The organism is Myxosarcina sp. GI1(2024) (assembly GCF_053543375.1).
Genome location: NZ_JBKGTY010000009.1, coordinates 1 through 24,800, shown reverse-complemented (window position 1 = coordinate 24,800; position 24,800 = coordinate 1). Strand labels below are relative to the sequence as shown.

General features: G+C 42.5%; 21 protein-coding genes and 5 pseudogenes. 16 read left to right on the top strand and 10 right to left on the bottom strand.

Translation table 11 applies throughout. The features are described 5' to 3' along the window. Positions 1 to 4 precede the first annotated feature (4 nt). The gene (locus ACLFKQ_RS24295) at positions 5 to 949 is read left to right on the top strand and encodes a glycosyltransferase family 2 protein (protein WP_449002270.1); all 945 of its coding nucleotides are present in this window, start codon (positions 5 to 7) and stop codon (positions 947 to 949) included. A gap of 13 nt (positions 950 to 962) precedes the next feature. Here the strand turns inward: ACLFKQ_RS24295 and ACLFKQ_RS24290 are convergent, their stop codons facing one another. The 3 genes from ACLFKQ_RS24290 to fabI all read right to left on the bottom strand — a co-directional run bounded on the left by ACLFKQ_RS24290 (position 963) and on the right by fabI (position 3,159). Next, entirely contained in the window at positions 963 to 1,601 is a 639-nt protein-coding gene (locus ACLFKQ_RS24290) for a chorismate lyase (protein ID WP_449002269.1), read from the bottom strand. Between the two features lie 93 nt (positions 1,602 to 1,694). After that, positions 1,695 to 2,339, bottom strand: coding sequence for an imidazoleglycerol-phosphate dehydratase HisB (gene hisB, locus ACLFKQ_RS24285; protein ID WP_449002268.1), 645 nt, complete (start codon positions 2,337 to 2,339; stop codon positions 1,695 to 1,697). A gap of 43 nt (positions 2,340 to 2,382) precedes the next feature. After that, positions 2,383 to 3,159, bottom strand: a complete 777-nt coding sequence (fabI, locus tag ACLFKQ_RS24280; RefSeq protein ID WP_449002267.1) for an enoyl-ACP reductase FabI — start codon at positions 3,157 to 3,159, stop codon at positions 2,383 to 2,385. 184 nt (positions 3,160 to 3,343) lie between these two features. Between fabI and ntcA the strand changes: the two genes are divergently transcribed. The 3 genes from ntcA to ACLFKQ_RS24265 all read left to right on the top strand — a co-directional run bounded on the left by ntcA (position 3,344) and on the right by ACLFKQ_RS24265 (position 6,008). Then, positions 3,344 to 4,021, top strand: a complete 678-nt coding sequence (gene ntcA / locus ACLFKQ_RS24275) for a global nitrogen regulator NtcA (RefSeq protein ID WP_449002423.1) — start codon at positions 3,344 to 3,346, stop codon at positions 4,019 to 4,021. 83 nt (positions 4,022 to 4,104) lie between these two features. Beyond that, on the top strand, positions 4,105 to 5,529 hold the full coding sequence (locus tag ACLFKQ_RS24270) for a DUF3084 domain-containing protein (protein WP_449002266.1): 1,425 nt from the start codon (positions 4,105 to 4,107) through the stop codon (positions 5,527 to 5,529). A gap of 62 nt (positions 5,530 to 5,591) precedes the next feature. Beyond that, the gene (locus ACLFKQ_RS24265) at positions 5,592 to 6,008 is read left to right on the top strand and encodes a pre-16S rRNA-processing nuclease YqgF (RefSeq protein ID WP_449002265.1); all 417 of its coding nucleotides are present in this window, start codon (positions 5,592 to 5,594) and stop codon (positions 6,006 to 6,008) included. Positions 6,009 to 6,012: 4 nt separating this feature from the next. Here ACLFKQ_RS24265 and ACLFKQ_RS24260 read toward each other — a convergent pair whose 3' ends face one another. Continuing rightward, positions 6,013 to 6,276, bottom strand: a complete 264-nt coding sequence (locus ACLFKQ_RS24260) for a DUF3146 family protein (protein WP_449002264.1) — start codon at positions 6,274 to 6,276, stop codon at positions 6,013 to 6,015. 328 nt (positions 6,277 to 6,604) lie between these two features. Between ACLFKQ_RS24260 and lpdA the strand changes: the two genes are divergently transcribed. The 3 genes from lpdA (at position 6,605) to ACLFKQ_RS24245 (ending at position 9,857) form a co-directional block, all read left to right on the top strand. Then, a complete protein-coding gene (gene lpdA, locus ACLFKQ_RS24255) occupies positions 6,605 to 8,041 on the top strand; it encodes a dihydrolipoyl dehydrogenase (RefSeq protein WP_449002263.1) in 1,437 nt (478 codons plus the stop codon). 69 nt (positions 8,042 to 8,110) lie between these two features. Next, positions 8,111 to 8,995 (top strand): indole-3-glycerol phosphate synthase TrpC, encoded by an 885-nt coding sequence (trpC, locus tag ACLFKQ_RS24250; protein ID WP_449002262.1) that lies wholly within the window; start codon positions 8,111 to 8,113, stop codon positions 8,993 to 8,995. Between the two features lie 139 nt (positions 8,996 to 9,134). After that, positions 9,135 to 9,857, top strand: coding sequence for a polysaccharide deacetylase family protein (locus ACLFKQ_RS24245; RefSeq protein WP_449002261.1), 723 nt, complete (start codon positions 9,135 to 9,137; stop codon positions 9,855 to 9,857). Positions 9,858 to 10,034: 177 nt separating this feature from the next. Here the strand turns inward: ACLFKQ_RS24245 and ACLFKQ_RS24240 are convergent, their stop codons facing one another. Beyond that, complete coding sequence (locus ACLFKQ_RS24240) at positions 10,035 to 10,745, bottom strand: IS6 family transposase (protein WP_448997902.1); 711 nt, start codon at positions 10,743 to 10,745, stop codon at positions 10,035 to 10,037. Between the two features lie 62 nt (positions 10,746 to 10,807). After that, positions 10,808 to 11,367, bottom strand: a pseudogene (locus ACLFKQ_RS24235) (M48 family metalloprotease); the annotation flags it as partial. A gap of 128 nt (positions 11,368 to 11,495) precedes the next feature. Between ACLFKQ_RS24235 and ACLFKQ_RS24230 the strand changes: the two are divergent. Next, positions 11,496 to 12,707, top strand: a complete 1,212-nt coding sequence (locus ACLFKQ_RS24230) for an IS256 family transposase (RefSeq protein WP_448998010.1) — start codon at positions 11,496 to 11,498, stop codon at positions 12,705 to 12,707. Positions 12,708 to 12,836: 129 nt separating this feature from the next. Further along, positions 12,837 to 13,646 (top strand): annotated as a pseudogene (tnpC, locus tag ACLFKQ_RS24225) (IS66 family transposase); the annotation flags it as partial. A 28-nt stretch (positions 13,647 to 13,674) separates the two neighbouring features. Here tnpC (ACLFKQ_RS24225) and ACLFKQ_RS24220 read toward each other — a convergent pair. Together ACLFKQ_RS24220 and ACLFKQ_RS24215 are read right to left on the bottom strand one after the other, a co-directional pair. Next, complete coding sequence (locus ACLFKQ_RS24220; protein ID WP_449002260.1) at positions 13,675 to 14,067, bottom strand: response regulator; 393 nt, start codon at positions 14,065 to 14,067, stop codon at positions 13,675 to 13,677. 287 nt (positions 14,068 to 14,354) lie between these two features. Beyond that, a pseudogene (locus ACLFKQ_RS24215) lies at positions 14,355 to 14,630 on the bottom strand (amino acid transporter); the annotation flags it as partial. 168 nt (positions 14,631 to 14,798) lie between these two features. On the opposite strand from ACLFKQ_RS24215, the gene ACLFKQ_RS24210 reads away from it, so the two are divergent. Together ACLFKQ_RS24210 and ACLFKQ_RS24205 are read left to right on the top strand one after the other, a co-directional pair. Then, positions 14,799 to 14,948: a hypothetical protein gene (locus ACLFKQ_RS24210; RefSeq protein WP_449002259.1), complete on the top strand. Its 150-nt coding sequence runs from the start codon at positions 14,799 to 14,801 to the stop codon at positions 14,946 to 14,948. Between the two features lie 14 nt (positions 14,949 to 14,962). Beyond that, positions 14,963 to 15,292: a PepSY domain-containing protein gene (locus ACLFKQ_RS24205; RefSeq protein ID WP_449002258.1), complete on the top strand. Its 330-nt coding sequence runs from the start codon at positions 14,963 to 14,965 to the stop codon at positions 15,290 to 15,292. A gap of 189 nt (positions 15,293 to 15,481) precedes the next feature. Here the strand turns inward: ACLFKQ_RS24205 and ACLFKQ_RS24200 are convergent, their stop codons facing one another. Then, on the bottom strand, positions 15,482 to 16,051 hold the full coding sequence (locus ACLFKQ_RS24200; RefSeq protein WP_449002257.1) for a DUF3611 family protein: 570 nt from the start codon (positions 16,049 to 16,051) through the stop codon (positions 15,482 to 15,484). A gap of 216 nt (positions 16,052 to 16,267) precedes the next feature. On the opposite strand from ACLFKQ_RS24200, the pseudogene ACLFKQ_RS24195 reads away from it, so the two are divergent. The 3 genes and pseudogenes from ACLFKQ_RS24195 to ACLFKQ_RS24185 all read left to right on the top strand — a co-directional run. Further along, positions 16,268 to 16,510, top strand: a pseudogene (locus ACLFKQ_RS24195) (IS6 family transposase); the annotation flags it as partial. A gap of 56 nt (positions 16,511 to 16,566) precedes the next feature. Then, a pseudogene (tnpC, locus tag ACLFKQ_RS24190) lies at positions 16,567 to 18,025 on the top strand (IS66 family transposase). Then, positions 17,920 to 18,510: an IS6 family transposase gene (locus tag ACLFKQ_RS24185; RefSeq protein WP_449002256.1), complete on the top strand. Its 591-nt coding sequence runs from the start codon at positions 17,920 to 17,922 to the stop codon at positions 18,508 to 18,510. Before tnpC (ACLFKQ_RS24190) ends, ACLFKQ_RS24185 begins: the two are co-directional and overlap by 106 nt. Positions 18,511 to 18,522: 12 nt before the next feature. Here the strand turns inward: ACLFKQ_RS24185 and ACLFKQ_RS24180 are convergent, their stop codons facing one another. Then, positions 18,523 to 19,647, bottom strand: coding sequence for an HhoA/HhoB/HtrA family serine endopeptidase (locus ACLFKQ_RS24180; protein ID WP_449002255.1), 1,125 nt, complete (start codon positions 19,645 to 19,647; stop codon positions 18,523 to 18,525). 297 nt (positions 19,648 to 19,944) lie between these two features. Here ACLFKQ_RS24180 and ACLFKQ_RS24175 point away from each other — a divergent pair, with 297 nt between their 5' ends. Together ACLFKQ_RS24175 and glgX are read left to right on the top strand one after the other, a co-directional pair. Further along, positions 19,945 to 22,533 carry a glycogen/starch/alpha-glucan phosphorylase gene (locus ACLFKQ_RS24175; protein ID WP_449002254.1) on the top strand — a complete coding sequence of 863 codons (2,589 nt, stop codon included), beginning with the start codon at positions 19,945 to 19,947 and terminating at the stop codon, positions 22,531 to 22,533. Next, positions 22,523 to 24,601, top strand: a complete 2,079-nt coding sequence (glgX, locus tag ACLFKQ_RS24170) for a glycogen debranching protein GlgX (protein ID WP_449002253.1) — start codon at positions 22,523 to 22,525, stop codon at positions 24,599 to 24,601. Before ACLFKQ_RS24175 ends, glgX begins: the two co-directional genes overlap by 11 nt. Positions 24,602 to 24,800 lie beyond the last annotated feature (199 nt).

Sequence of the window (24,800 nt, the reverse complement as noted above, 5' to 3'; positions counted from 1 at the left end):
CCATATGTTAGTTTCTATTTGTATTATTACTTATAAACGCCCTCAAGGATTAAAACGTTTACTTCAAGCTATTAACAACCTAACTTTCGAGCAGCTCGAACCTCCCGAGCTTGAAGTTGTAGTAGTCGATAATGATACTCTCGGAGTAGCTGCTCGAGTTTGCGCCGAACTTGACGCCGATTTTCAATGGACGCTCAAAGTTGATGTTGAATCCCAAAGGGGTATTACCTACGCCCGCAATAAATCGCTGACTTTAGCCGCAAACACGGCCGACTTCATAGTTAGTATTGATGATGACGAAGTTCCAGAAACTGCTTGGTTAGAAGAATTATTGCTAGTTCAGCAACAATATGATGCTGATGTAGTTACAGGACCAGTTATACCTCATTTTAAAGAAGACAAAGTGCCTGAGTGGATAATTAAAGGAGGATTTTTCGAGCTGCCTCGCTATCAAACGGGAGAACGACGTCACGTTGCCTTTTCTGGTAACGTTTTAATTCGCGGTTCGATTTTAAGACAGTTCGACCGCGTTTTTGACGACCGCTTTGCTATTACTGGTGGTGAAGATTCCCATCTTTTTCTGCGCTTAAATCAATTGGGCTATGAAATCGTTTGGGCAGATAATGCAGTAGTTTACGAATGGATTCCCCCTTCTCGAACTAATTTAAAGTGGATTTTAAACAGGGGCTATCGTATGTGGGGAACTCACAGTTTACTTGAAAAAGAACTATATCCCTCACTAACGACTCAAGCTATTAGATTAATTAAAGGACTGGCTTTGATCGTTATCGGGCTTTTAAAACTGATTCCCGCTTTGATTGTAGGCAAACAGGCGCTCGCCGAAGCTCTGCTTTATATTTATCGAGGAGCGGGAACTTTTGCCGGTTTCTTGGGTATCGATTATCAGGAGTATCAACAGGTTCACACCGATTTTGGTCTGAGTAAGTAGCAGCTAGAGAATACTATTTTCGCCTATTGAGAGTATTTATGTCATGATTGCTCATTTCTCCCAAATATTTACGTAAATAAGGCGAAAAAACCTCATAAATTAAGGTTAATGGCTGGCGATCGTGCCAAAATAAATAATGACGTCCCCAAAATGCTTCGGGTTCGCCAAACTCTTTTTCTAAAGCCTGAGATTTACCGTAATAAATACCCCGTATGTCTCGATACAGTTCTGTGTGCAGCCGGGAAAAACTTTCCCAAATAGGCAAAGAGCGATTTTGTAAATAGTCGTCTACCTGAGTTGCATTCCACCAAGAAGCAGCATAGGCTAATCTCTGACCCGAAGCAGTTCTCAGCCATACCTGCCGTCGCAATCTCGGTTTGCCAATAGCCTCGATTTCCTCTGGTGCGCCATCGCGATCTTTACCGACGAGAGACATATCGATAACGTCTACTTCAGTTTTTTCTCCCGTGAGTAGTTGCAGGTGTCGAGTAGGAGAACCATCTCCTAAAAGCAGTATTTGCCAAGTAGGCGCTAGTCTCTCGTGGGGTAAACCCCGGTCAATATCCTCTTTTCCTCCTTGCCAAATTAGTTTGAGAGAGTGCCAGCGATCGGAAGTAGTTTGAGAGTTTAGGGAGGGGAGATTTGCAGTCACAGTTTTTTACAAAACTTCATTTTTCTTTAATTTTAGCTCCTAACCCTCTTTTATGGTTTTTTATTTATTTGAGAAATAAATCTTCTCGCTGGTTTACAGTACCCCTTTCGAACTAGGAATATTGTTAGCACGACGGGGATCGATCTCAATTGCCATTCGCAGGGCACGAGCAAAGGATTTAAAAGTTGCTTCGATAATGTGATGGGAATTAATACCATCTAGCTGACGGATATGTAGAGTCATCTGAGAGTGATTGACAACCGCTACAAAAAACTCTCTAACTAATTGAGTATCGTATGTGCCAACTCTTTGAGTAGGAATCTTCAGACCAAAGCTTAAATGAGGTCTTCCCGAAAAATCGAGGGCTACCTGAATTAGAGATTCATCGAGGGGGGCAAGGAAATGACCAAAACGGGCGATCCCCTGACGAGCGCCCAAAGCCTCCTTTAAAGCCTGACCTAAGGTTATACCTACATCTTCATTAGTGTGATGATCGTCGATCTCGAGATCTCCTGTAGCTTTAACTTCCAAGTCAATTAAGCTGTGAGAAGCAATCTGTTGGAGCATATGGTCGAGAAAAGGAATCCCGGTATCGGCACTACATTGGCCCGTGCCGTCTAAATTGAGATTAACTGCGACATCGGTTTCTTTAGTAGTTCGCTTGACTTCACCAGTTCTGTTGAGTAAAAGAGATGATGGACGATCTTGCTTGTCAATGGAACGATCGCTAATTTGCATGGTGTTTTTTGATAAATACTGAGATTATTGTGGCTGTTGGTTACTAAAGACCCATAATTTCATAGCCAGCATCGACATAAATCACTTGCCCGGTAATTCCGCTAGCGAGATCGCTGCTTAAAAAAGCAGCAGTGTTGCCTACCTCTAGCTGGGTTACAGTGCGCTTGAGGGGTGCAGTCTCTTCAACATGGCGAATCATATCGAGGATGCCGCCGACTGCAGAGGAAGCCAAAGTGCGAATCGGACCGGCGGAAATAGCGTTAACGCGAATATTTTGCGGTCCTAATTCTGCAGCTAAATAGCGAACGCTCATTTCTAAAGCCGCTTTAGCCACTCCCATTACATTATAGTTAGGAATCACTTTGACTCCCCCTAGATAGGACATGGTAATAATGCTACCGCCTTCTTTCATCAATGGTTGGGCTCTTTGCGCCAGACAGGTTAAAGAGTAAGTACTAATATCTAAAGCTTTGGCAAAACCACTTCTAGAAGTGTCAGAAAAATTTCCCGTCAAATCTTCTTTGTCAGCGAAAGCAAGACAGTGAACTAAAATGTCCAATTTACCCCATTTATTAGCAATAGTTGCAAACATTTCAGCCAGTAATTCGTCATTTTGGACATCGCAAGGCACAATAATACTAGGAGAAAGAGGTTCGACTAAATCTCTAACTTTTTTTTCGAAGCGTCCTCGTTCGTCAGGTAAGTAGTTAACCCCGAGATTAGCACCAGCTTGATGTAGCTGTTGAGCAATTCCCCAGGCAATGGAGCGATTGTTAGCTATTCCAGTAACGAAAGCGTTTTTTCCGGTTAGATCTAGCATGATTTTAGAAAATTTTAGTCGCAGCTTTTTATCCTATCAAAAAGTTTCCTACCTTGAATCAGAATCGCTCCCTATTCAAGCAGTAAAAAAACAAAAAGGTACATAAAGCTAGAATAAATCTTTAATTTATTCTAGCTTTATGTCACTATTAAAAAATTATTAGTACTAGGCATTGGTGAGTTCTATGGAACTATCTCTGACGCAAAATCAACCATTGGCATCTGTATTCCGCAAGCTTGGAAGAGGCTCGTTTCCCCCGATCGTGGAAAATTTCGAGCGCGGCAAAACGATTTTTTTTCCAGGAGATCCGGCAGAAAGAGTTTATTTCTTACTTAAAGGAGCGGTCAAACTATCTAGGGTATACGAAGCAGGAGAGGAAATAACCGTAGCACTACTGCGGGAAAATAGTGTATTTGGCGTACTATCGTTGATCACGGGACAAAAAAGCGATCGCTTCTATCATGCAGTAGCATTTACTCCTGTCGAGTTACTTTCGGCACCAATCGAGCACGTAGAACAAGCTCTTAAAGAAAATCCGGAATTATCGATGTTAATGTTGAAAGGACTATCATCGCGAATCTTGCAAACCGAGATGATGATTGAAACTTTGGCTCACAGAGATATGGGTTCTCGTTTGGTGAGCTTTTTACTAATTCTCTGTCGCGATTTTGGCATACCTACTAATGAAGGGATTAGAATAGATCTCAAGCTCTCTCATCAAGCGATCGCCGAAGCTATTGGTTCGACTCGCGTCACTGTCACTCGTTTGCTCGGAGACTTAAGAGATCGAGAAATGATTTCGATTCACAAGAAAAAAATTACGGTACACAATCCCGTAGCTTTAAGCCAACAGTTTGCCTAGGAAATGGGCGATCGGACCTAAGCCAACGGGCGTTATCGAATAGAGTATAAGTAGAATTTATAATCCCCGACTTACAGCTAAAGATGACCAGTGGTTATATCCTGATTGCAGCTATTTTTGTTTTAGGAGGTTTGATTGCCGCATTAGGAGACCGCTTGGGAACGAAAGTAGGAAAAGCCAGGCTGAGACTGTTCAATCTTCGACCTCGTCAAACTGCGGGAATGGTTACGGTAATTACTGGAATGTTAATTTCTGCTTCTACCCTAGGCATTTTGTTTGGTTTGAGTGAGTCTTTACGCAAGGGGATATTTCAGCTTGACGATATTCTTCAGGAGTTGCGACAAACCAAGAAAGAACTGGCTATAGCCGATCGCGAAAAGCAACAGGTCGCCAGTGAATTGATGACTGTCAAAAGACAGCAGATAGCTGCTACCAAAAAACTAAACGCTATCAATCAAGATTTTCAACAATCTAAGCTCCAACTAGCCGCGATCTCAGAAAGAGCCGCTAAGTTGCGTTCGGAATTAAATACTTTATTAGACGAAAGAGCCAAACAGCTAGAGCAACTAGAGCAACTCAAGCAAAAAAGTCAACAACTCCAGAGCCAACTGCAACAAAGAGAACGAGAAATTGTCGCTCGCGATCGCACTCTAGATGAAAAAGAAACTCGCTTGCAGCAGCTAGAAAAACAACAGCAGGTTTTACAAACCCAAATCCGCCAACGAGACAATTCGATTTCGGAGTTGGACCGTAAGATTGCCCTCAAAGATCGAGATTTAGCAACCAGAACCGAGCGGCTTAACGAACTCGAATCTCAACTGGAGTTTTTAGAACGTGAAGTAGCAATCCTCGAACAATACTATCGAAATTATCAGGAGTTAAGAGAAAGACAAATTGCCATTTTTCGAGGGCAAGTTCTGGCTTCGGCTACGGTGCGGGTTGTCGATCCCGATGCAGCTCTTTTGGCAATAGACCGCCTGCTGCAGGAGGCAAATAGCGAGGCAATTGAAGCAGCCATGCTGAGTGATTCGACCGAACAAAGAATTGTCAAAATTACCAATGCTCAGGTAGAACAGTTAGCCGCAGAAATCAAAGACGGTCGGGATTATGTGTTGCGGATTTTGTCTGCTGGTAATTATGTTCGAGGCGAGAAAGAAATTAGGGTCTTTGCCGATTTAGTTCCCAACAAAAAAATCTTTCAAGCAGGTGAAGAAATTGCCACAGTCTCAATTGATTCTGACAATATAACTTCTAGTGAGGTACAGGATCGATTGGATTGGTTGCTATCTGCTTCTAAATTTCGCGCTCAAAGGGCGGGGGTATTGGGAGATATTCAAGTTGGCGATGGACAAATAGCGACCCTAGTCAGGTTTGTCGATAGAATAGCCCAAACTAAAGAATCTCTGGGGGAAATTAGAGCTATTGTCGCCGAACCTGCCTATACCGCACAAACTCTCAAACTCAATTTGGAAGTAGTACAAAACGGTAGAGTCGTGTTTAAAATCTAATCCCGCACTCTAGAAAAGAATATTTATAATATTTTTGAAGTAATTATCTTGTTTGGTGAGGCTTGAACGCGGACACTTATTTATTGGGGTTCGATCCTGGAAGAGACAAATGCGGTATTGCCGTGTTGGGATCTGATGGACGAATATTTTATCACCAGGTAATCGAATCGGGCGAGGCGATCGCCACTATCCGAAAACTGTCTCAACAGTTTACCCTCAATACCATTGTCATCGGTAACGGAACTACCGCCAAAACTTGGCAGCGCGACATCAAATCCAATTTAGCAGGTTCTCCAAAAATTGTAGCGGTGGATGAGAAAAATAGTACTTTAGAAGCTCGCGATCGCTACTGGAGTATGTATCCTCCTCGAGGTCTACAAAAATTGATTCCCCGAGGACTGCGTCTTCCGCCTCGTCCTGTAGACGATCTTGTCGCTATTTTATTGACCGAACGCTATTTGAATTTACCATCTTCTTAGATAGTTAGATTTTCGACCTGACTGTAAATGTGTAGTCGCTACCAGCTTCTAACTGATAATCGCAACGTTCTAAAAAACGTTCTAGGGGTTCTTTAATTAATGCCTTTCCTAAAGAAGGACGAACCAATAGTTGTCTTTGACAAAAATGCCATTGAAACTGCCATTTATATTCAGCAGCATTGACCTCTCCTTCTATTTTGCCCGACTGTAAAGATTGTTGAGTAATACGGACATAGGCGATAGTTTCTGGTGGACGACGAAAATTCACGATGTTTTGATTGAGCAATAGGCTGGCAAATATAGCTGCACTCGTGCTGGTAAGCTATAGTTTAAACAGTTTAACATCTTAGCTTTGATTCACTAGAGCTACCTTATGACTCTGAAAATTGCTATTTAGTGCTGAAATTTTATTAACTAATATAAGATCGTTGGTGGTAAATTCAAACTTGCTGGCTGAGATTACCAATTACTCTGGCACTCGGAGTATCTTTAGCATTGGCTAGATATTTTAAGATTTCCTTGGTAAGCGGCAAACTTTAAGATAGCGATAAACTTTACAATAAAAAACTACGGCATAAGTATCAAAAGTAAGAGTAATGAGCGAATTCGATTACGATTTAATAATTATTGGTGCGGGTGTAGGTGGTCACGGTGCAGCTATACACGCAGTTAAATGTGGTTTGAAAACGGCGATCGTCGAAGCAGGGGACATGGGTGGGACTTGCGTCAACCGAGGCTGTATCCCTTCGAAGGCTTTACTTGCCGCTTCTGGTAGAGTTAGGGAGTTGAGTAACACCCATCATCTACAGGATATGGGCATTCAGTTAGGAGGAGGAGTCCATTTCGATCGGAGCGCGATCGCCGCTCATGCTACTAATTTAGTCGATAAAATTCAGGGAGATTTAACTAATAGTCTCAAGCGCCTCAAAGTCGATATCATTCGCGGTTGGGGACAACTAGCTGGTAAACAAAAAGTAACGGTAGAAACTCCAGAAGGAGATAAAACCTATACTGCTAGAGATATCATGCTCTGTCCCGGTTCGATTCCCTTCGTTCCTCCGGGAATAGAAATTGACGACAAAACGGTCTTTACTAGCGATAGTGCAGTTAAACTCGGATCCCTGCCCGACTGGATCGCCATTATCGGTAGTGGCTATATCGGTTTAGAATTTTCCGATGTCTATACGGCGTTAGGCTGTGAAGTAACGATGATCGAGGCTTTAGATAATTTGATGCCTGGTTTCGATCGCGATATTGCTAAAATTGCCCAGAGAGTTTTGATCGCTCCTCGCGACATCGAAACTTACCAAGGTGTTTTTGCTACTAAAGTAACTCCTGGTGCCCCAGTGGTTATCGAACTAACCGATGCCAAAACCAAAGAGTTGACACAAGTTCTGGAAGTAGATGCTTGTTTAGTAGCAACCGGACGCATTCCCGCTACCAAAAAACTTGGTTTAGAAAGACTCACCGTCACTACCGACAAACGAGGCTTTATTCCCGTTAACGACAAAATGCAGATACTGCGCGATGGCGAACCAGTTCCCCATCTGTGGGCGGTAGGAGACGCTACGGGTAAACTGATGTTGGCTCACGCCGCATCGGGACAAGGAGTAGTAGCCGTCGAAAATATTTGCGGACATGACCAAGAAATCGATTATCGCAGTATTCCCGCCGCCGCTTTTACCCATCCAGAAATTAGCTATGTGGGCTTAACTGAAACTCAGGCAGTAGAATTAGGCGAGGAAGAAGGGTGGGAAGTAGCAACGGTCAAAACCTACTATAAAGGCAATTCCAAAGCTTTAGCGGAAGGTGAAACCGACGGCATGGCAAAAGTCATCTATCGTAAAGATACCGGAGAATTACTAGGGGTACACATTATTGGCATTCATGCCTCCGACTTGATTCAAGAAGCAGCTAATGCGATCGCCAAACGAGAATCAGTTACTAATCTCTCCTTTAATATTCACACCCATCCTACTCTCTCTGAAGTTCTCGACGAGGCATACAAACGCGCTCAGGTAGTTGGCGTTTAGTTAGGTTTTAAATTAGGTAGGGACGCAAAAGTCTCTACAATAAAAATTGCTCGTTCAAATAATTTACCAATGCAAATTAGACGCATAAATCCCAACCCACCAGTTAACACGGGAGAAGTAATCTATCAGTCGAAAATTCCCAATACCGAACCAGAGCATATTTTAGAAGAAATCGTCTGGCACAAAGAATCCGAAGTCGCTCGAATGCGCGATCGCCTGCCTTTACAGCAACTACGCCAGCAGGTTGCCGATGCTCCCGCCGCTAAAGATTTTCTTGCTGCCTTGCGTCAGGGCAAAACTAACCCTGCTTTGATTGCAGAAGTCAAAAAAGCCTCCCCTTCTAAAGGAGTAATTAGAGAAGACTTCAATCCAGTGGCGATCGCCCAGGCTTACGAGAAAGGAGGTGCCAGTTGTCTTTCAATATTAACCGACGAAAAGTTTTTTCAGGGCAGTTTTAGTAATCTTAGTTTGATTAGACAATCGGTAGATTTGCCTCTGTTGTGTAAAGAATTTATTATCTATCCCTATCAGCTCTATTTTGCTCGTGCTAAGGGTGCAGATGCAGTTTTGCTGATTGCGGCAATTTTAAATGACCAGGATCTCAAGTATTTTGTCAAAATCACTCGAGGTTTGGGCATAACTCCCTTAATAGAAGTGCATACTCTAGCCGAATTAGATCGGGTACTGGCGATTGAGGGAGTAAAGTTAATCGGAATTAATAATCGTAATCTGGAAAATTTTTCGGTCAATTTGAAAACTACTCGCGAGCTGATCGAGTCACGAAAAGAAACTTTAATCGAACGAGATCTTTTAATAGTTAGTGAGTCTGGTTTACATACGGCAGATGATTTAAATATGGTTAAAGCAGCAGGAGCAAAAGCAGTTTTGATCGGTGAATCTTTAGTCAAACAGCAAGATATAGAACGAGGTATTTCTCAGTTATTTTCTGTTTAAAAGTTTGAGGGGATCGCAACTTACTCAAATCGACACTGCTAGCCAATTAGTAAATTTGGGCGTAGCTACAAAACAGCTTGTTTTGCCTGGTCACGATCCCTCTATGAGGCAGTTTAGCTAATAAGCAATTAATCGATTGATGATCAATTTGCCACAGGGACTAGTAGGGGTTGTCGCCAAACTATTTCCCGATGCGATCTTCTACAAACCAACTCAAGAAAAAGTGGTGGCTCTAACTATAGACGATGCACCAAGTTTTGACGATCCAGACGACCTTGCCACTCAATTAATTTTAGATGCGATCGCCAAACACAATGCACGATTCAATCCCTCTCATCAGGTTAAAGCTACCTTTTTTATTATTAGCAATCACATCGAAGACCACTCTGACATTCTGCAAAAAATCGTCAACCAAGGTCACGAAATTGGCAATCATGGTACTTTAGACACTACCCATGCTTGGTTATCTGCTCGGGAGTTTGAGAAACAGCTACAAGAAGCACAAGAAAAATTGCTGTCTCTTACAGGTAAAAGCCCAATTCGCTGGTATCGTCCTGGCAGAGCATTTTACAATCGGCAAATGTTAAAAGCGATCGAGCGACTGACGGAACGAGAAGATTATGAGATGAAACTGGTATTAGCTTCAATGATTCCCGTCGATACCTACGATCTAGCCAATCATCCTCGATTAACTGCATGGTATGTCAGACAGTTGGTTTTTCCAGGAGCAATTTTAGTATTTCATGCAGGCTCGGCAAAAGTAGCACAGCAGACAGCAACAGCATTGGGCATGATTTTGGATGAACTGAAGCAAAAAGGTTATCGTGTTGTCTCAATGAGTGAGTTATGGGATTTATATTAAATTCAAAAAAAGTTGCTTTTTAACCGTTCTATTTCTCAATCCAATGCTCTACTGATACCGTAAGCAGCCAAACCTGCAACCGTTCACATAGTAGCCAAGCCTAACATTCCGACACCAAAAGCGGTTCTGTTGCAAAAAATCCGAACAGAGAGAATATACCTGTGATTAACTAATTTTTTAGACAGCGATCCCAAACAGAGAATAGACAAAATTTCTTTGTCCCAAGATGTCACCTTTAGCGATATTTTTTATTTGCCCTTTGCGAATCACATTCATGATTTCATACCCTTTTAATGTCCGCCATGCTGAGTGGAAATGTTGAAAGTATAATTTATACTTAGCCTGCTTTTTCGGAAATCTATGGTCTTGCTCGATGATATTATTAAGATATTTGTTCTGTCTCAATTCACACTCACTAGAGATAATTTCTTCCGTTTGAAGTTCTTCAACTGCTGCGGGATAAGCAGGATTTTGGTCTACGTTAATAACTCTTGGCTGCTTATTATGTCTCGATTTCAGGGCTTTCTTCAAGAATCTTTTAGCAGCTTGTTTATCTCTCCTGGCACTAAACATAAACTCTATGGTAATACCATTGCTGTCAACTGCTCTATATAGATATTTCCATTTTCCTTTGACCTTGAGATAAGTTTGATCTACTCGCCAAGAGTCATTAGTTGAGATGAGATGCTTTCTGGCTCTTCTTTCTATTTGTGGTGCATAAATCATCACCCATCGGTAAATCGTGGTGTGGTCTACAGATAGTCCTCGCTCTTGCATGATTTCTGCTAAATCACGATAACTCAAACCATAGCGGAGATACCACCTCACACAAAGTAAAATTATTTCTCCTTGAAAATGTTTCCACTTAAATGGTTGCTTTGAGTTCATCTGGTCTAGTAGTTATTTACGTTTGTTAAATACTACAAGTTTGTCTTAAGTTTTTGCAACAGTACCGTCATTTGAATCAGGGTAGCCGCCAAAAGAGCGAGAAACACCATCAGAAGTAGACCGATTGGATTGATATTGTTGTTATCGCGAGACGAAAAACCTCTGAACCATAAGCTGTAGCTGAGTAGATGAGCGAAAAAAGCGATCGCGCCTCCAACCGTTGCTGCAACCGCTTGAGTAAGGGTATCGCGATGACGAATATGGACGAATATGGCTGAGTTCGTGAGCGATAACTGCTTCCAACTCATCAGCTGGTAAGAGGTTGATGATTCCTTGGGTGACTGCTACAGCAGCGTTTTCGGGATTTCTTCCCGTAGCGAAAGCATTGGCAGTTTGGCTCGGAACTAGGTAAATTGCAGGCATAGGCAGTCGAGCGCGCGCACAATCGCCCTACCATTTGATAAAGTTTGGGAGCTTGTTGCTGGCTGACGGGTTGTGCTCGATAGGCAGCTAGAGCAATTTTGTCTGAATAATACCAGGAGCCGAAGTTGGTAACGGCAGCAATGACAATTCCGAATAAAGCTCCTGCTACTCCTCCAACAGCCCAATAACTAATAGCAATTAGCGGTACTTAAACAAAAATCAAGCCCAAACAAAGCCCAAACTAGCTTTATAAGGGGTATGTAAAATAAATTGTGTCAAAGGTCAAAACACACTCTAATAAATAGAATTAATGTGAGGAATGAGACTATGACCTTTCGACCAGAGTTAATTGATGAACTGCTCAAAGACTATGAAAAACCAGAAGACCTTATTGGAGAAGGAGGAATCCTCAAACAACTGACCAAAAAACTCGTAGAGCGTTGTTTAGAAGCTGAAATAGACGTACATCTAGAGACTCAGAAGGCAGAGCGGGGCAAAAAAGAGCGACAAAATCGACGCAACGGACACAGCCGTAAAACCATTAAGGGGGAGTTTGGCGAAGCGGAACTTGCCGTGCCTCGCGATCGCGATCGCCAATTCGAGCCTCAGATGGTCAAAAAAGGACAAACTCGTTTTACAGGCTTCGATGACAAGATTCTCGCCCTGTATGCGAGAGGAATGACCACTCGTGATATCCAAGCCCAACTACAAGACCTTTATGGAGTAGAAGTATCGCCAGCCCTGGTATCTCAAGTAACCAATGCGGTTCATGAAGAGCGACTCCAGTGGCAAAATCGCAGCCTAGAGGCAGTGTATCCAATTATCTTTTTTGATGCTTTGGTCGTCAAAGTCAGACAGGAGGGAAGAGTCATCAACAAAGCCGTCCATCTAGCTCTGGGAATCAACATCGAAGGCGATAAGGAGTTATTGGGGCTGTGGATGACCCAGACAGAAACGGCAAAATTCTGGCTGTCGGTGTTAACTGAGTTAAAGAATCGTGGAGTCAAGGATATCTTTATTGCTTGTATCGATGGTCTGACGGGCTTCGCCGAAGCGATTGAAACGGTATTTACGCAAACCCGCGTACAGTTATGTATGGTACACATGGTCAGGAACTCCCTACGCTATGTCTCCTACAAACACCGTAAAGCTGTTGCCGCTGACCTCAAACGAGTGTACACTGCCGCTACTGAAGCTGAAGCCGAACAGGCACTAATAACTTTTGCTGACAAGTGGGACTCCACTTATGCCCCAATTAGTAGGTCTTGGCTGGCTCACTGGCAGCACGTGATTCCGTTTTTCCAGTTTCCTCCAGAAATCCGTCGCATTATTTACACCACTAATGCGATCGAGTCGATGAATATGACTCTTAGAAAAGTGTTGAAGAATCATCGGATTTTTCCAACAGATGAAGCTGCGCTCAAAGTTATTTATCTTGCGATTAATAACTTATCTCAGAGATGGACTAGACCTTTACGGGATTGGAAAGCTGCTTTAAATCGATTTGCCATCGAGTTTGAAGGACGGCTTCCACTTTAACTTTCTTTGACACAAACTTATTGACAGATCCTTCTCTGTTTGGGATCGCTGTCTAAAAAATTAGTTAATCACAGGTATATTCTCTCTGTTCGGATTTTTTGCAACAGAACCCTTTAGTTGCCACCAATGAACGAACGAGTACAACAAGCGAGTATCAACAGTGTTGAAGGGTTGAAAAAGTCGATTAATTCAGAGCATCCTCCTCTACATTGTGACGAAACCCCCTGCTCAGTTAAAGGAGTCAAAGAATGGCTCTGGGTTTTAGCTGGGTCAGAGTTCTGCCTGTTTCATGCCGGCGATACTAGAAAACGCAGAGAATTGGAAGCTGTATTAGGAGTATTCTATGATGGAGTTTTGATTAGCGACGATTTTAGTGTCTACAACGGCTATTCAGTAGCAGGACAACAAAAGTGTTTGGCTCATCTACGTCGTCATTTTCAAAAACTGTTAAAGACTAAAGGGGTAGATAACCAAGAAATTGCTACCACCTTTCTGTCTCTAATTGATGAGGCATTTAAGCAACATCGGGTTTGGCGACAGACCCATCAGGAAAGCCACTATCGAGATTGGGCAGAGGATTTCCGAAGGCGAGTGACTAGCGCAATTAAGACTTGGCTCAAGAATGCTGGTCATGAAGCTGGAAAACTGCTACGTTCGCTGCGTGATAAGGCGGAGCAATGGTGGTATTTTCTGACACATCCTCAGATACCCCCCGACAATAATCTAGCTGAACGATGTTTGAGAACTGCTGTAACCAAGCGGAAAGTTTGTGGTGGCTCTCGTTCCATCGAACGGTTTCAACATACAGCCAACCTGCTGAGTGCAATTCAATCTTGTCGTTTGCAAGGACGTTCGGTGATTACTTTTTTTCAACAGACTTTACAAGCTACAGTTGGACATTATTCTTATCCTTCTCTTATTCCTCATGCTTGCACCTGAATCCTTACACTATTATTTTAATAGTTGTTTAATTATTTGCTACTAAATAGCAATTGTATGCTTCTATTATTCGCTCGGCTAAGGTGGTGATATCAAAAGGCTTGGTGATTACTTCTATGTTTTCAACAATTTGGTATTTAATTGTTTTTTTCATACTCACCATAGCCGTAATAAAAATTATCGGAATCGAACGAGTAATTCGATTTAATTTTAGTAATTTATAGACCTCTAATCCATTGATATCGGGCATGACTATATCTAGTAAGATCGCATTGGGATGTTTTAATTGTGCTAATTCCACTCCCTCTTTACCCTTACAAGCCGTCCAAATTTGCCAATTGGTTTCACAAGTTAAAACGAATTTTATTAAGGTAATACAATCGGGATCGTCGTCAATTAATAAAAGGCTATCAATAGACATGTTTAAATCCTTTTACTTGAATATTTTGCTCAAAAGAATGACTACTGTTTTTTTAATTATTAAAAACAATCGCTAACATTTACTGGTTATTCCTTTTCATAGCCTAATTTGTTCCAATTAAAGCTTGAATATTCTTAGACTAACAAGACTCTGTGACAAGAGCGTGACAGACTTGTTACGGATAGTTGCCATGTACCCGAATCGAATTTGAGTGAGATGCCATCACAAATTTCTGAGCTCTAGCTGCATTACTACAACAATAATTAGATTTTTATTATTTAAGCAGCAGCAAGTAAACCTTCTCCATGAGGACTGAGGCTTGCCATGCGATAGTAAATCAGTAACGCTCCAATTAGAGTCAATAAAATCAAAAATAGAGTGGCAATGGGAGACAATGCACCCGCAGCTAAAGCAGCAATTCCAGGTTGATAACCGAGAGTCGAAAAATAATCAACACCCGTCAAACACATCACCTGCCACCAAGGATGAGTTAGAGCTTCACCTTTTGATTCTTCTGCTAGCAGCCAATGAGCCAAATTTCTGCGATGTTTTTTCCAGAGCATACCGAGCCAGATAATTTTAGTTACCGCTAATTTTAAAATTATTACTCGGCAAGTTGTCCAAACTTAACTCTGAATACTTATCATCTGTTCGCTCTTTGCTTGCAAACCTCCTAACAATTACTTCTTAACTTAGAAATACCAACAAAAAAATTATTAAGGATGGAAGTAATGAACAATTCGACAAAGACTACATTAGCAGTTTTACTAATCGGTATTCTAGCGGCTAGTGGAGTTACTGCCACTGCTCTAGCAAACTCTGCCAATCGTAGCGCAGCAAAACTATTCTCGCTCAAGGAGTTGAAGACGAAACCGAAATAAATGAAGATCGAGAAATGAAAGAAGAACGAGAAACCGAAGCAGACGAGGAGCAAGAAGAACAACAAGAAGCAGCAAGCTTACAACCCTTAGCTAAAATCACTGCTGACCAAGCAAAAGAGGCTGCTTTAAAGGTTTACAGTGATGAAGTTAAAAAACTAGAGTTAGAGGCAGAAAATGGTAGCTTAGTCTATGAAGTTACTGTTGGCGAAACTGAAGTATTTGTAGATGCGGGTAACGGTGAAGTTCTCTACACTCAAGGAGTAAACGAAAAAGTAGATGAGGCTACCGAACAAAGTAGACCTCGTGGCAGCATTCAAGTTCCCAATGATGAGAATTATCAGTAGATATAAGCTAGAGAGATAATCGTCGTCTTGCCAAACAACATTTAATTTCTCTAGCTCGGAATTGCCCGAAAATATTTCGGCAACAATTGAACTATACCTTAAATATCGACAATTAGCGGTGTTAATTCTAACTTCTAATTGTCGATAGCAATAAGCATATTAATTTAACAATTAATATGAATTGTCTGTTTAATGATGACCGATACGGCTAATCAGCCATGCAGACAAGAGAATTCCTGTAGCTTGAGCCACAATTGTATTAACATTTGCTTGGATAACCAATAAATCCAAAGGTTCGATTAATTGACTGGAGTTGTAGATGGCAAGTCCTTCTACTTGGGTGAGAGACTTAGCAATTAACGTTCCTACAATTGATTCAACACCTAATAACGTTAGCACTAGTCCGACTGCATTAATAAACAAACCCCGCCAAAGCACCTGAATAACCTCAGATTTCTTAAGATGAACGCCACCATCAAAATCATCTAGTTGTTTGGCTACGCGACCATAAGAAAATGTCCAATAGATTCCCATACCCAAGGCAAGCAACCCACTGACAGCAAAAAATAGACCGACTCCCGACATGGGATTAGTGCTTTTAAGATTAAAATTAGGGTCTGCAAGGGCAAATGTCAGAATAGCAATTGAAACTACCGCTAATCCTAGCTGTAACCAGAAGGCAAAACCACCTGCCATACTTAGAATTCGGGAAAACTCTTGAGGTGTAGTTTTAGAGGAGCGTTCTAGATCTTTAAACATAACTAGTTTAAATTATTTTATCTTAAAGAAATTTGCGGTTTAATCCCCAACAAGAAACATGATTTAAAATCTCATTTAAACTCAAAATCGAGAGGCTTATGTTTCATGTCATAATATCGAGTATTTTTCTCATCCGTCTATACATGATATGGTACTGTTGCAAAAACTTAAGACAAACTTGTAGTATTTAACAAACGTAAATAACTACTAGACCAGATGAACTCAAAGCAACCATTTAAGTGGAAACATTTTCAAGGAGAAATAATTTTACTTTGTGTGAGGTGGTATCTCCGCTATGGTTTGAGTTATCGTGATTTAGCAGAAATCATGCAAGAGCGAGGACTATCTGTAGACCACACCACGATTTACCGATGGGTGATGATTTATGCACCACAAATAGAAAGAAGAGCCAGAAAGCATCTCATCTCAACTAATGACTCTTGGCGAGTAGATCAAACGTAAGGATTCAGGTATCAGGGTTGACAAAAAGGAAAAAGAGATTAAAGTAGCCAATAATGAGCGAAGCTAATCACCCCTTCAAAGCCGAAGAACTGCGCCAGTTGTCCAATGAGAAACTGGCAGAAATCGTGACTACCCAACAAAAGCTGATTGAGAAGCTAGAAAAAAGAATAGAACAACTGGAACAGAGCCTCAACCTCGACAGCCAAACCTCATCGAAACCCCCTTCAACTGACTTGCTGAAAAAAAGCGAGAGAAAACCAGAAGTAGGGTTGGAAGAAGCCAAAAAAGAGACAAAAAGAAAACCAGGAGGACAACCAGGACATCAAGGGAAGACGAGAAAAGGATTTGGGCGTGTAGACCGCTACGAAGTATTGAAACCGACCATCTGCTCCAACTGTGGAAATCAACAATGGAAGACTAAGGGGGTACGAGTAGATACTCAACAGGTAGCCCAGTTGGTGGCAAAACCGATACAAGTCGTAGAGTACCAACGTCATCACTGTCAATGCGGCAAGTGTGGAGCAATAGAGGCAGCTCGACGGTCTCCCACAATGATTCCAGGTCAAGACTTGGGAGTCAGACTACAGGGGTTACTTTCCTGGCTGGGAAACTATGCTCATATGTCCTATGCTAAACAGCAAGAACTGTTGTGGGAACTGGGAGCAATAGAAATTAGTAGGGGAACTTTAGTTGCCACCAATGAACGAACGAGTACAACAAGCGAGTATCAACAGTGTTGAAGGGTTGAAAAAGTCGATTAATTCAGAGCATCCTCCTCTACATTGTGACGAAACCCCCTGCTCAGTTAAAGGAGTCAAAGAATGGCTCTGGGTTTTAGCTGGGTCAGAGTTCTGCCTGTTTCATGCCGGCGATACTAGAAAACGCAGAGAATTGGAAGCTGTATTAGGAGTATTCTATGATGGAGTTTTGATTAGCGACGATTTTAGTGTCTACAACGGCTATTCAGTAGCAGGACAACAAAAGTGTTTGGCTCATCTACGTCGTCATTTTCAAAAACTGTTAAAGACTAAAGGGGTAGATAACCAAGAAATTGCTACCACCTTTCTGTCTCTAATTGATGAGGCATTTAAGCAACATCGGGTTTGGCGACAGACCCATCAGGAAAGCCACTATCGAGATTGGGCAGAGGATTTCCGAAGGCGAGTGACTAGCGCAATTAAGACTTGGCTCAAGAATGCTGGTCATGAAGCTGGAAAACTGCTACGTTCGCTGCGTGATAAGGCGGAGCAATGGTGGTATTTTCTGACACATCCTCAGATACCCCCCGACAATAATCTAGCTGAACGATGTTTGAGAACTGCTGTAACCAAGCGGAAAGTTTGTGGTGGCTCTCGTTCCATCGAACGGTTTCAACATACAGCCAACCTGCTGAGTGCAATTCAATCTTGTCGTTTGCAAGGACGTTCGGTGATTACTTTTTTTCAACAGACTTTACAAGCTACAGTTGGACATTGTTCTTATCCTTCTCTTATTCCTCATGCTTGCACCTGAATCCTTACGATCAAACTTATCTCAAGGTCAAAGGAAAATGGAAATATCTATATAGAGCAGTTGACAGCAATGGTATTACCATAGAGTTTATGTTTAGTGCCAGGAGAGATAAACAAGCTGCTAAAAGATTCTTGAAGAAAGCCCTGAAATCGAGACATAATAAGCAGCCAAGAGTTATTAACGTAGACCAAAATCCTGCTTATCCCGCAGCAGTTGAAGAACTTCAAACGGAAGAAATTATCTCTAGTGAGTGTGAATTGAGACAGAACAAATATCTTAATAATATCATCGAGCAAGACCATAGATTTCCGAAAAAGCAGGCTAAGTATAAATTATACTTTCAACATTTCCACTCAGCATGGCGGACATTAAAAGGGTATGAAATCATGAATGTGATTCGCAAAGGGCAAATAAAAAATATCGCTAAAGGTGACATCTTGGGACAAAGAAATTTTGTCTATTCTCTGTTTGGGATCGCTGTCTAAAAAATTAGTTAATCACAGGTATATTCTCTCTGTTCGGATTTTTTGCAACAGAACCCTTTCAATTGTAGTTCCCTCAATCGCGACAATCGCGTCACCCCGACGTAAACCTCCTTTAGCTGCTGGACTATTAGGAACTACATCTATCACCAATACTCCTTGGATTTCGGGGACAGTAAAAGTTAGGTTGGGGTCTTGATTCAATTGTCGGGCAACTTCTGGTGTCAGGGTTAACATTTGAATACCGATATAGGGATGGTCAATTTTTTTCCCGCGAGCTAATTTCTCTTCAACCTCTTTAGCTCGATCGATCGCAATAGCAAAGCCAATTCCTTCAGCATCAGTACGAATGGCGGTATTGATGCCAATAACTTCCCCACGCTGGTTTAAAAGAGGACCACCTGAGTTCCCAGGATTAATCGCAGTATCGGTTTGAATAAAGTCGAGACGCTTATCGGGAATGCCGACTTGCGCACTAGAACGATTGAGACTACTAACAATTCCTAGAGTGACGGTATTGTCGAGTCCCAAAGGATTACCTAGAGCGATCGCCCAATCCCCTGCCTGAATCTGGCTCGAATCACCCAAGGGAGCAACGGGCAAATTTTCTCCCTTAATTTTGACTACTGCCAGATCGGAAAGCTCGTCAATTCCTCGAACTTCCCCTTGAAAACTCCGTCCGTCTCGCAGCGATACCGTAACGCTATCAGCACCGCTAACCACATGGGCATTAGTAAGAATAATCCCCTTGCTGTCGATAATGAATCCCGAGCCTTGACCCCTCTGGCGGTACTCTTTGGGCAGTTGAGGAAAAATATCCCGACCAAAAAATTCACGGAAGAAAGGGTCGTCAAAAGCATGAGGAATGTTGGTCGCAACAGTACGTTCGGTGTCAATTCTGACTACCGCTCCTCCGACTCGATTGGCAGCAGCAACTACAAAGTTAGTAGGATTGCTCTCGGTTAAGTTTGAAGACTGGGGGGGAACTACTTGCTCGACCGATTTCCGACTAGCAGTAGAAGCGGGTAACAGTTGAGGAAATAGCCTCAGCGAACCTAATGTTAACCCAACACTGGTAGCAACAACTAGGGTATAAATGCCTGTTTGACGCAGAGGTCTAATACTAGATTGGTTAGGCATGATTTCCATTCTCCTAAAAATATGGCAAAAATTTATTTGCGCTCGAAGAACGAGGTCGAGGAGCATTTTCTCTCAGCTTTTTCAAACTCTGTTAATTATCTCTGCCCGCTCGATTAAGATTAACCAAGAAAGCTGAAGAACTTGTGAGGAGTTCACGAGAGAAAGTTAGTTAGCAACTGTACCGATTAGAAATATTTCTACTTCACAAGTTTCTCAAATTTTCAATTTAATTTAACAACTATAGTCAAATAATTAACTTGAAATGCCCAAGCAACTACTCACTCAATCCTAAAATCCATGGATGGAAACCACTCCAAACAACATTATACTCGCCTCAAAACTCATATTTTCGGTAGCAAACGTGCCAAAGTTCAAGTCGAAGACGATCGCACGGGGATGAGCATCGAAACCCTCAAACGAGCTATAGCCGATAACCTCTATTACATCCAGGGTAAAAGTAAATTCCTGGCCACGCCTCACGACTACTACATGGCATTAGCCTATACGGTGCGCGATCGCCTGATTCACCGTTGGCTAAAAACTATCGAAGCTTATCTCCAGCAAGATGTCAAACTAGTTTTCTATCTCTCGGCAGAGTTTCTCATGGGTCGGCAACTGGGTCACAATCTAGTTAACGTCGGTCTTTGGGAACGAGCTTACCAAGCACTTACTGAATCGGGACTAGATCTTTATCAACTGATGGAACAGGAAGCCGAACCTGGATTGGGGAATGGGGGTTTAGGAAGGCTGGCAGCCTGCTTTTTGGATTCTCTGGCTACTTTAGAAATTCCCGCCATGGGCTATGGCATCCGTTACGAGTTTGGCATTTTTGACCAACAAATCCAGGATGGTTGGCAGGTAGAACGTCCCGACAGGTGGCTACATTTAGGCAACCCTTGGGAAATTCCCCGACCTGAGTATATGGTGGAAGTTAAGCTAGGGGGGTACACCGAAGCTTACACCGACCTCCAGGGTCGCTATCGAGTCCGTTGGATTCCCGAGCGCACGGTACTAGGTACGCCTTACGATACCTTAGTGCCAGGATATAATACCAATACCGTCAATACCCTACGTCTTTGGAGTGCCAGAGCCAGCCAAGATTTTGACTTTCAGGTTTTCAATGCGGGAGACTATAACCGCGCCGTAGCTCAAAAAACATTTTCAGAAAATATCTCGAAAGTCCTCTATCCCAACGACAATACCCCCCAAGGCAAAGAATTACGCCTAGAACAACAATATTTCTTTGTTTCCTGTTCGCTGCAAGATATTATTCGCCTTTACTTATTAAATCACGACAATCTCAATCGCCTGCATGAGAAGGCAGCAATTCAACTCAACGATACCCACCCTTCTATTGGTATTGCCGAGTTAATGCGCCTTCTGGTAGACGAACATCAACTGGATTGGGATACCGCATGGCAGATTACCCAAAAGACTTTTGCCTATACCAATCATACTCTACTGTCAGAGGCATTGGAGCGTTGGTCTGTGAGTCTATTTGCTCGTCTGTTACCCAGACATTTAGAAATTATCTATGAAATTAACCGTCGTTTTCTCGATCGGGTATGGTTGCAATACTCTGGCGATCGCGATAAACTGGCTCGCTTATCTTTGATTGAAGAAGGCACGGAAAAACAAGTACGGATGGCTCATCTAGCCTGTGTCGGCTCTCATGCCATTAACGGTGTCTCGGCTTTGCACACCGAGCTATTAAAACACGATCTTTTAAAAGATTTTTACGAGTTAGAGCCAGACAAGTTTACCAACAAGACTAATGGCATTACTCCCCGTCGCTGGCTGTTGTTGAGCAACCCCAAACTAACTCTGCTGATTACCAAAACCATCGGTAAGAACTGGATTAAAAATCTCGAAGAGTTGAGGCAGTTAGAAGCATTAATCGATGACAGTAGTTTTTGCCATCGCTGGAAGCAGATTAAACAAGAAAACAAGCAAGATTTAGCAGCTTACATTCTCCACCACCAAGGCATAACAGTAGATGCTAATTCCCTGTTCGATATTCAAGTCAAACGCATCCATGAATACAAGCGTCAACTGCTTAATGTCTTGCACATTATTACTTTATACAACCGCATTAAAAACAATCCCGCTCTCGATCTCCAACCGCGTACTTTTATCTTTGGCGGTAAAGCAGCACCAGGCTATTTTATGGCAAAACTAATTATTAAACTGATTAACTCGGTAGCCGAAGTAGTCAACCGCGATCCCCATGTCAGCGATCGCCTAAAAGTAGTTTTTCTACCAAATTTTTCCGTAACTTTAGGCGAAAAAATCTACCCTGCTGGGGATATTTCCGAACAAATTTCTACCGCAGGAAAAGAAGCTTCTGGTACGGGAAATATGAAGTTTGCCCTCAGTGGTGCTTTAACTATCGGGACTCTCGACGGGGCTAATATTGAAATTCGTGAAGCGGTTGGTGCGGAAAATTTCTGGTTGTTTGGGCTAACGACGGAAGAAGTAGCCCAGCTTAAAACCCAAGGCTATAATCCGCGAGATTACTATAACGATAACGCCGAACTGCGAGAAGCGATCGCTCGCCTTGCTTCTGGTTATTTTTCCCTCGACGATCCCGACCGTTTTCAGCCAATTGTTGGTTCGCTATTGAATCGAGATGAGTATTTAATCTTAGCCGATTATCAATCTTATCTAGACTGTCAAGAACAAGTCAGTCAGGCTTATCAAGATAGCGACAACTGGACTCGGATGACAATTTTGAATGTAGCCCGCATGGGTAAATTTTCTTCAGATCGAGCAATACAGGAATACGCTACCGAGATTTGGCAAGTCAAGCCAGTTAAAGTCGAGCTTGAAAACAGTGAATTAAGGGAGAAATCGAAACCCTTGAGCCAACTAAATCATGAATCTTGATATCTTACCTGGTCAAAGTTTTCCTCTCGGTGCTACCGTTTACCCCAATGGGGTCAACTTCTGTATTTTTTCCAAAAATGCCGAGGTTTTAGAATTACTTTTATTCGATCCTCCATCCCAAAAACCAACTCGTGTCATTCAACTCGATCCCCAACAGCATAAAACCTTTTACTACTGGCACATTTTTGTTCCTGGTATTGAGGCAGGACAGATATACGCCTACCGAGCCTACGGTCCTTTTGCCCCAGAACGAGGCTATCGTTTTAATGGCACTAAGGTATTGCTAGATCCTTACGTCCGTGCGGTAGTAGATGATAACTATAGTCGCGAGGCAGCGATCGCGCCTGGAGATAATTGCGATCGCGCACTTAAGGGAGTTGTGGTCGATCCGAGTGATTATGACTGGGAGGGAGATAAACCCCTGCATATTCCCTATGCAGCTACGGTAATCTACGAACTGCACGTTCGTGGCTTCACCCGTCATCCTAATTCTGGTGTTACTCCCGTTAAACGGGGTACGTATGCAGGATTAATCGAAAAGATTACCTACCTCAAGGACTTGGGCATAACTGCCGTAGAATTGATGCCCGTACAGCAGTTTGACGAACAAGGTGCGCCTTCAACCTCGACTAACTACTGGGGTTACAGTCCCGTTGCTTTCTTTGCACCCCATCGAGGCTACAGTTCTCAAAAAACTTCCCTGGGAGTTGTCAATGAGTTTCGCGATTTAGTTAAAGCATTGCACCAAGCTGGGATTGAAGTGATTCTCGATGTCGTTTTCAATCATACGGATGAGAGCGATCGCAATGGACCGACTCTTTCCTTTCGGGGCTTGGAAAATCCAGCCTATTATATTTTAGAAGCAAATAAAGCCAACTACGCCAACTATAGTGGCTGTGGAAACACCTTGAATGGCAATCATTCCATCGTGCGCCGTCTGATCGTAGACTGCTTGCGTTACTGGGTAAGTGAAATGCACGTTGATGGCTTTCGTTTCGATCTCGCATCGGTGCTGTCTCGCGATGAATCGGGCAAACCGTTGGAAAACCCTCCTATACTCTGGTCGATTGAATCCGATCCAGTGTTGGCAGGAACTAAAATTATTGCCGAAGCCTGGGATGCTGGAGGACTATATCAGGTTGGCACTTTTATTGGCGATCGCTTTTGTCAGTGGAATGGTCCATTTCGCGATGAGGTGCGCCGTTTTGTTAGAGGTGACGATGGTACGGTTGAGGCTTTAGCTGCCAGGATTATGGGCAGTCCCGACATTTATCCCCAGGGCGATCGCGACGTCAACCGCAGCATCAATTTTGTTACCTGTCACGATGGCTTTACTCTCAATGATGTGGTTTCCTATAGCAGCAAACACAACGAGGCTAACGGTGAAGATAATCGCGATGGAGCTGAGGATAACTTTAGTTGGAACTGCGGTGTTGAAGGAGAAACAGACGATCTAGAGATTGAAGTACTACGGAATCGGCAAATAAAAAACTTTTTAACTATCTTGTTTTTATCTCAAGGTACGCCCATGTTGCTAATGGGAGATGAAGTAAGGCGATCGCAACTAGGCAATAATAACGCTTATTGTCAGGACAACGAAATCAGTTGGTTTGACTGGAGCAGTTTAGAAAAGTATGCAGATTTACGGCGTTTTACTAAATATTTAATTGATTTTACTCAATCGAAAGCTATTTTTCGCCAGGAGAGAATTTTAGCGACAGACACGACAACCAAAGCACCCCAAATTATCTGGCATGGCATTCATTTAGGACAACCAGACTGGGGACATGATTCCCATAGTCTGGCTTTTTCCCTGCATCATCCTGAGTGCGGCGAGCATCTACACGTCATGCTCAATGCCTATTGGCAACCCCTTACTTTCGATCTACCACCTCCGCGACAACCAGGTGATTGCTGGCATCGAATTATAGATACAGCTTTGCCCTCACCAGAAGATTTTTGCTCTTTGGAAACTGCATCGGCGATCCAACAAGGTACATATCAGGTAGCCCCGCGAACTTCTGTATTGCTGATGACACACCCTAGCCTATTTGAAAACTCTTCATAAATTCCTCAATTTTAATTTCTAATTTCCGCATTAATGAAATAGATTTGGTACAGCCTCTTTGAGCAAGGCGAATACACCATCGGCAATTAGCTGAACGGCGATCGCTAAAATAAAAAAACCCAGCACTCGATTTAACGCACCTATGGTGGTTCTGTTGCAAAAAATCCGAACAGAGAGAATATACCTGTGATTAACTAAT

What these genes read in the sequence shown, in the direction of transcription:
- lpdA (WP_449002263.1), top strand. Translation starts at nt 6,605, where the DNA reads ATGAGCGAATTCGATTACGATTTAATAATTATTGGTGCGGGTGTAGGT.
- glgX (WP_449002253.1), top strand. Translation starts at nt 22,523, where the DNA reads ATGAATCTTGATATCTTACCTGGTCAAAGTTTTCCTCTCGGTGCTACC.
- ACLFKQ_RS24205 (WP_449002258.1), top strand. Translation starts at nt 14,963, where the DNA reads ATGAAAGAAGAACGAGAAACCGAAGCAGACGAGGAGCAAGAAGAACAA.
- fabI (WP_449002267.1), bottom strand. Translation starts at nt 3,159, where the DNA reads ATGCTAGATCTAACCGGAAAAAACGCTTTCGTTACTGGAATAGCTAAC.
- ACLFKQ_RS24230 (WP_448998010.1), top strand. Translation starts at nt 11,496, where the DNA reads ATGACCTTTCGACCAGAGTTAATTGATGAACTGCTCAAAGACTATGAA.
- ACLFKQ_RS24200 (WP_449002257.1), bottom strand. Translation starts at nt 16,051, where the DNA reads ATGTTTAAAGATCTAGAACGCTCCTCTAAAACTACACCTCAAGAGTTT.
- hisB (WP_449002268.1), bottom strand. Translation starts at nt 2,339, where the DNA reads ATGCAAATTAGCGATCGTTCCATTGACAAGCAAGATCGTCCATCATCT.
- ACLFKQ_RS24295 (WP_449002270.1), top strand. Translation starts at nt 5, where the DNA reads ATGTTAGTTTCTATTTGTATTATTACTTATAAACGCCCTCAAGGATTA.
- ACLFKQ_RS24220 (WP_449002260.1), bottom strand. Translation starts at nt 14,067, where the DNA reads ATGTCTATTGATAGCCTTTTATTAATTGACGACGATCCCGATTGTATT.
- ACLFKQ_RS24175 (WP_449002254.1), top strand. Translation starts at nt 19,945, where the DNA reads ATGGATGGAAACCACTCCAAACAACATTATACTCGCCTCAAAACTCAT.
- ACLFKQ_RS24270 (WP_449002266.1), top strand. Translation starts at nt 4,105, where the DNA reads ATGACCAGTGGTTATATCCTGATTGCAGCTATTTTTGTTTTAGGAGGT.
- ACLFKQ_RS24240 (WP_448997902.1), bottom strand. Translation starts at nt 10,745, where the DNA reads ATGAACTCAAAGCAACCATTTAAGTGGAAACATTTTCAAGGAGAAATA.
- ntcA (WP_449002423.1), top strand. Translation starts at nt 3,344, where the DNA reads ATGGAACTATCTCTGACGCAAAATCAACCATTGGCATCTGTATTCCGC.
- ACLFKQ_RS24180 (WP_449002255.1), bottom strand. Translation starts at nt 19,647, where the DNA reads ATGCCTAACCAATCTAGTATTAGACCTCTGCGTCAAACAGGCATTTAT.
- trpC (WP_449002262.1), top strand. Translation starts at nt 8,111, where the DNA reads ATGCAAATTAGACGCATAAATCCCAACCCACCAGTTAACACGGGAGAA.
- ACLFKQ_RS24210 (WP_449002259.1), top strand. Translation starts at nt 14,799, where the DNA reads ATGAACAATTCGACAAAGACTACATTAGCAGTTTTACTAATCGGTATT.
- ACLFKQ_RS24245 (WP_449002261.1), top strand. Translation starts at nt 9,135, where the DNA reads ATGATCAATTTGCCACAGGGACTAGTAGGGGTTGTCGCCAAACTATTT.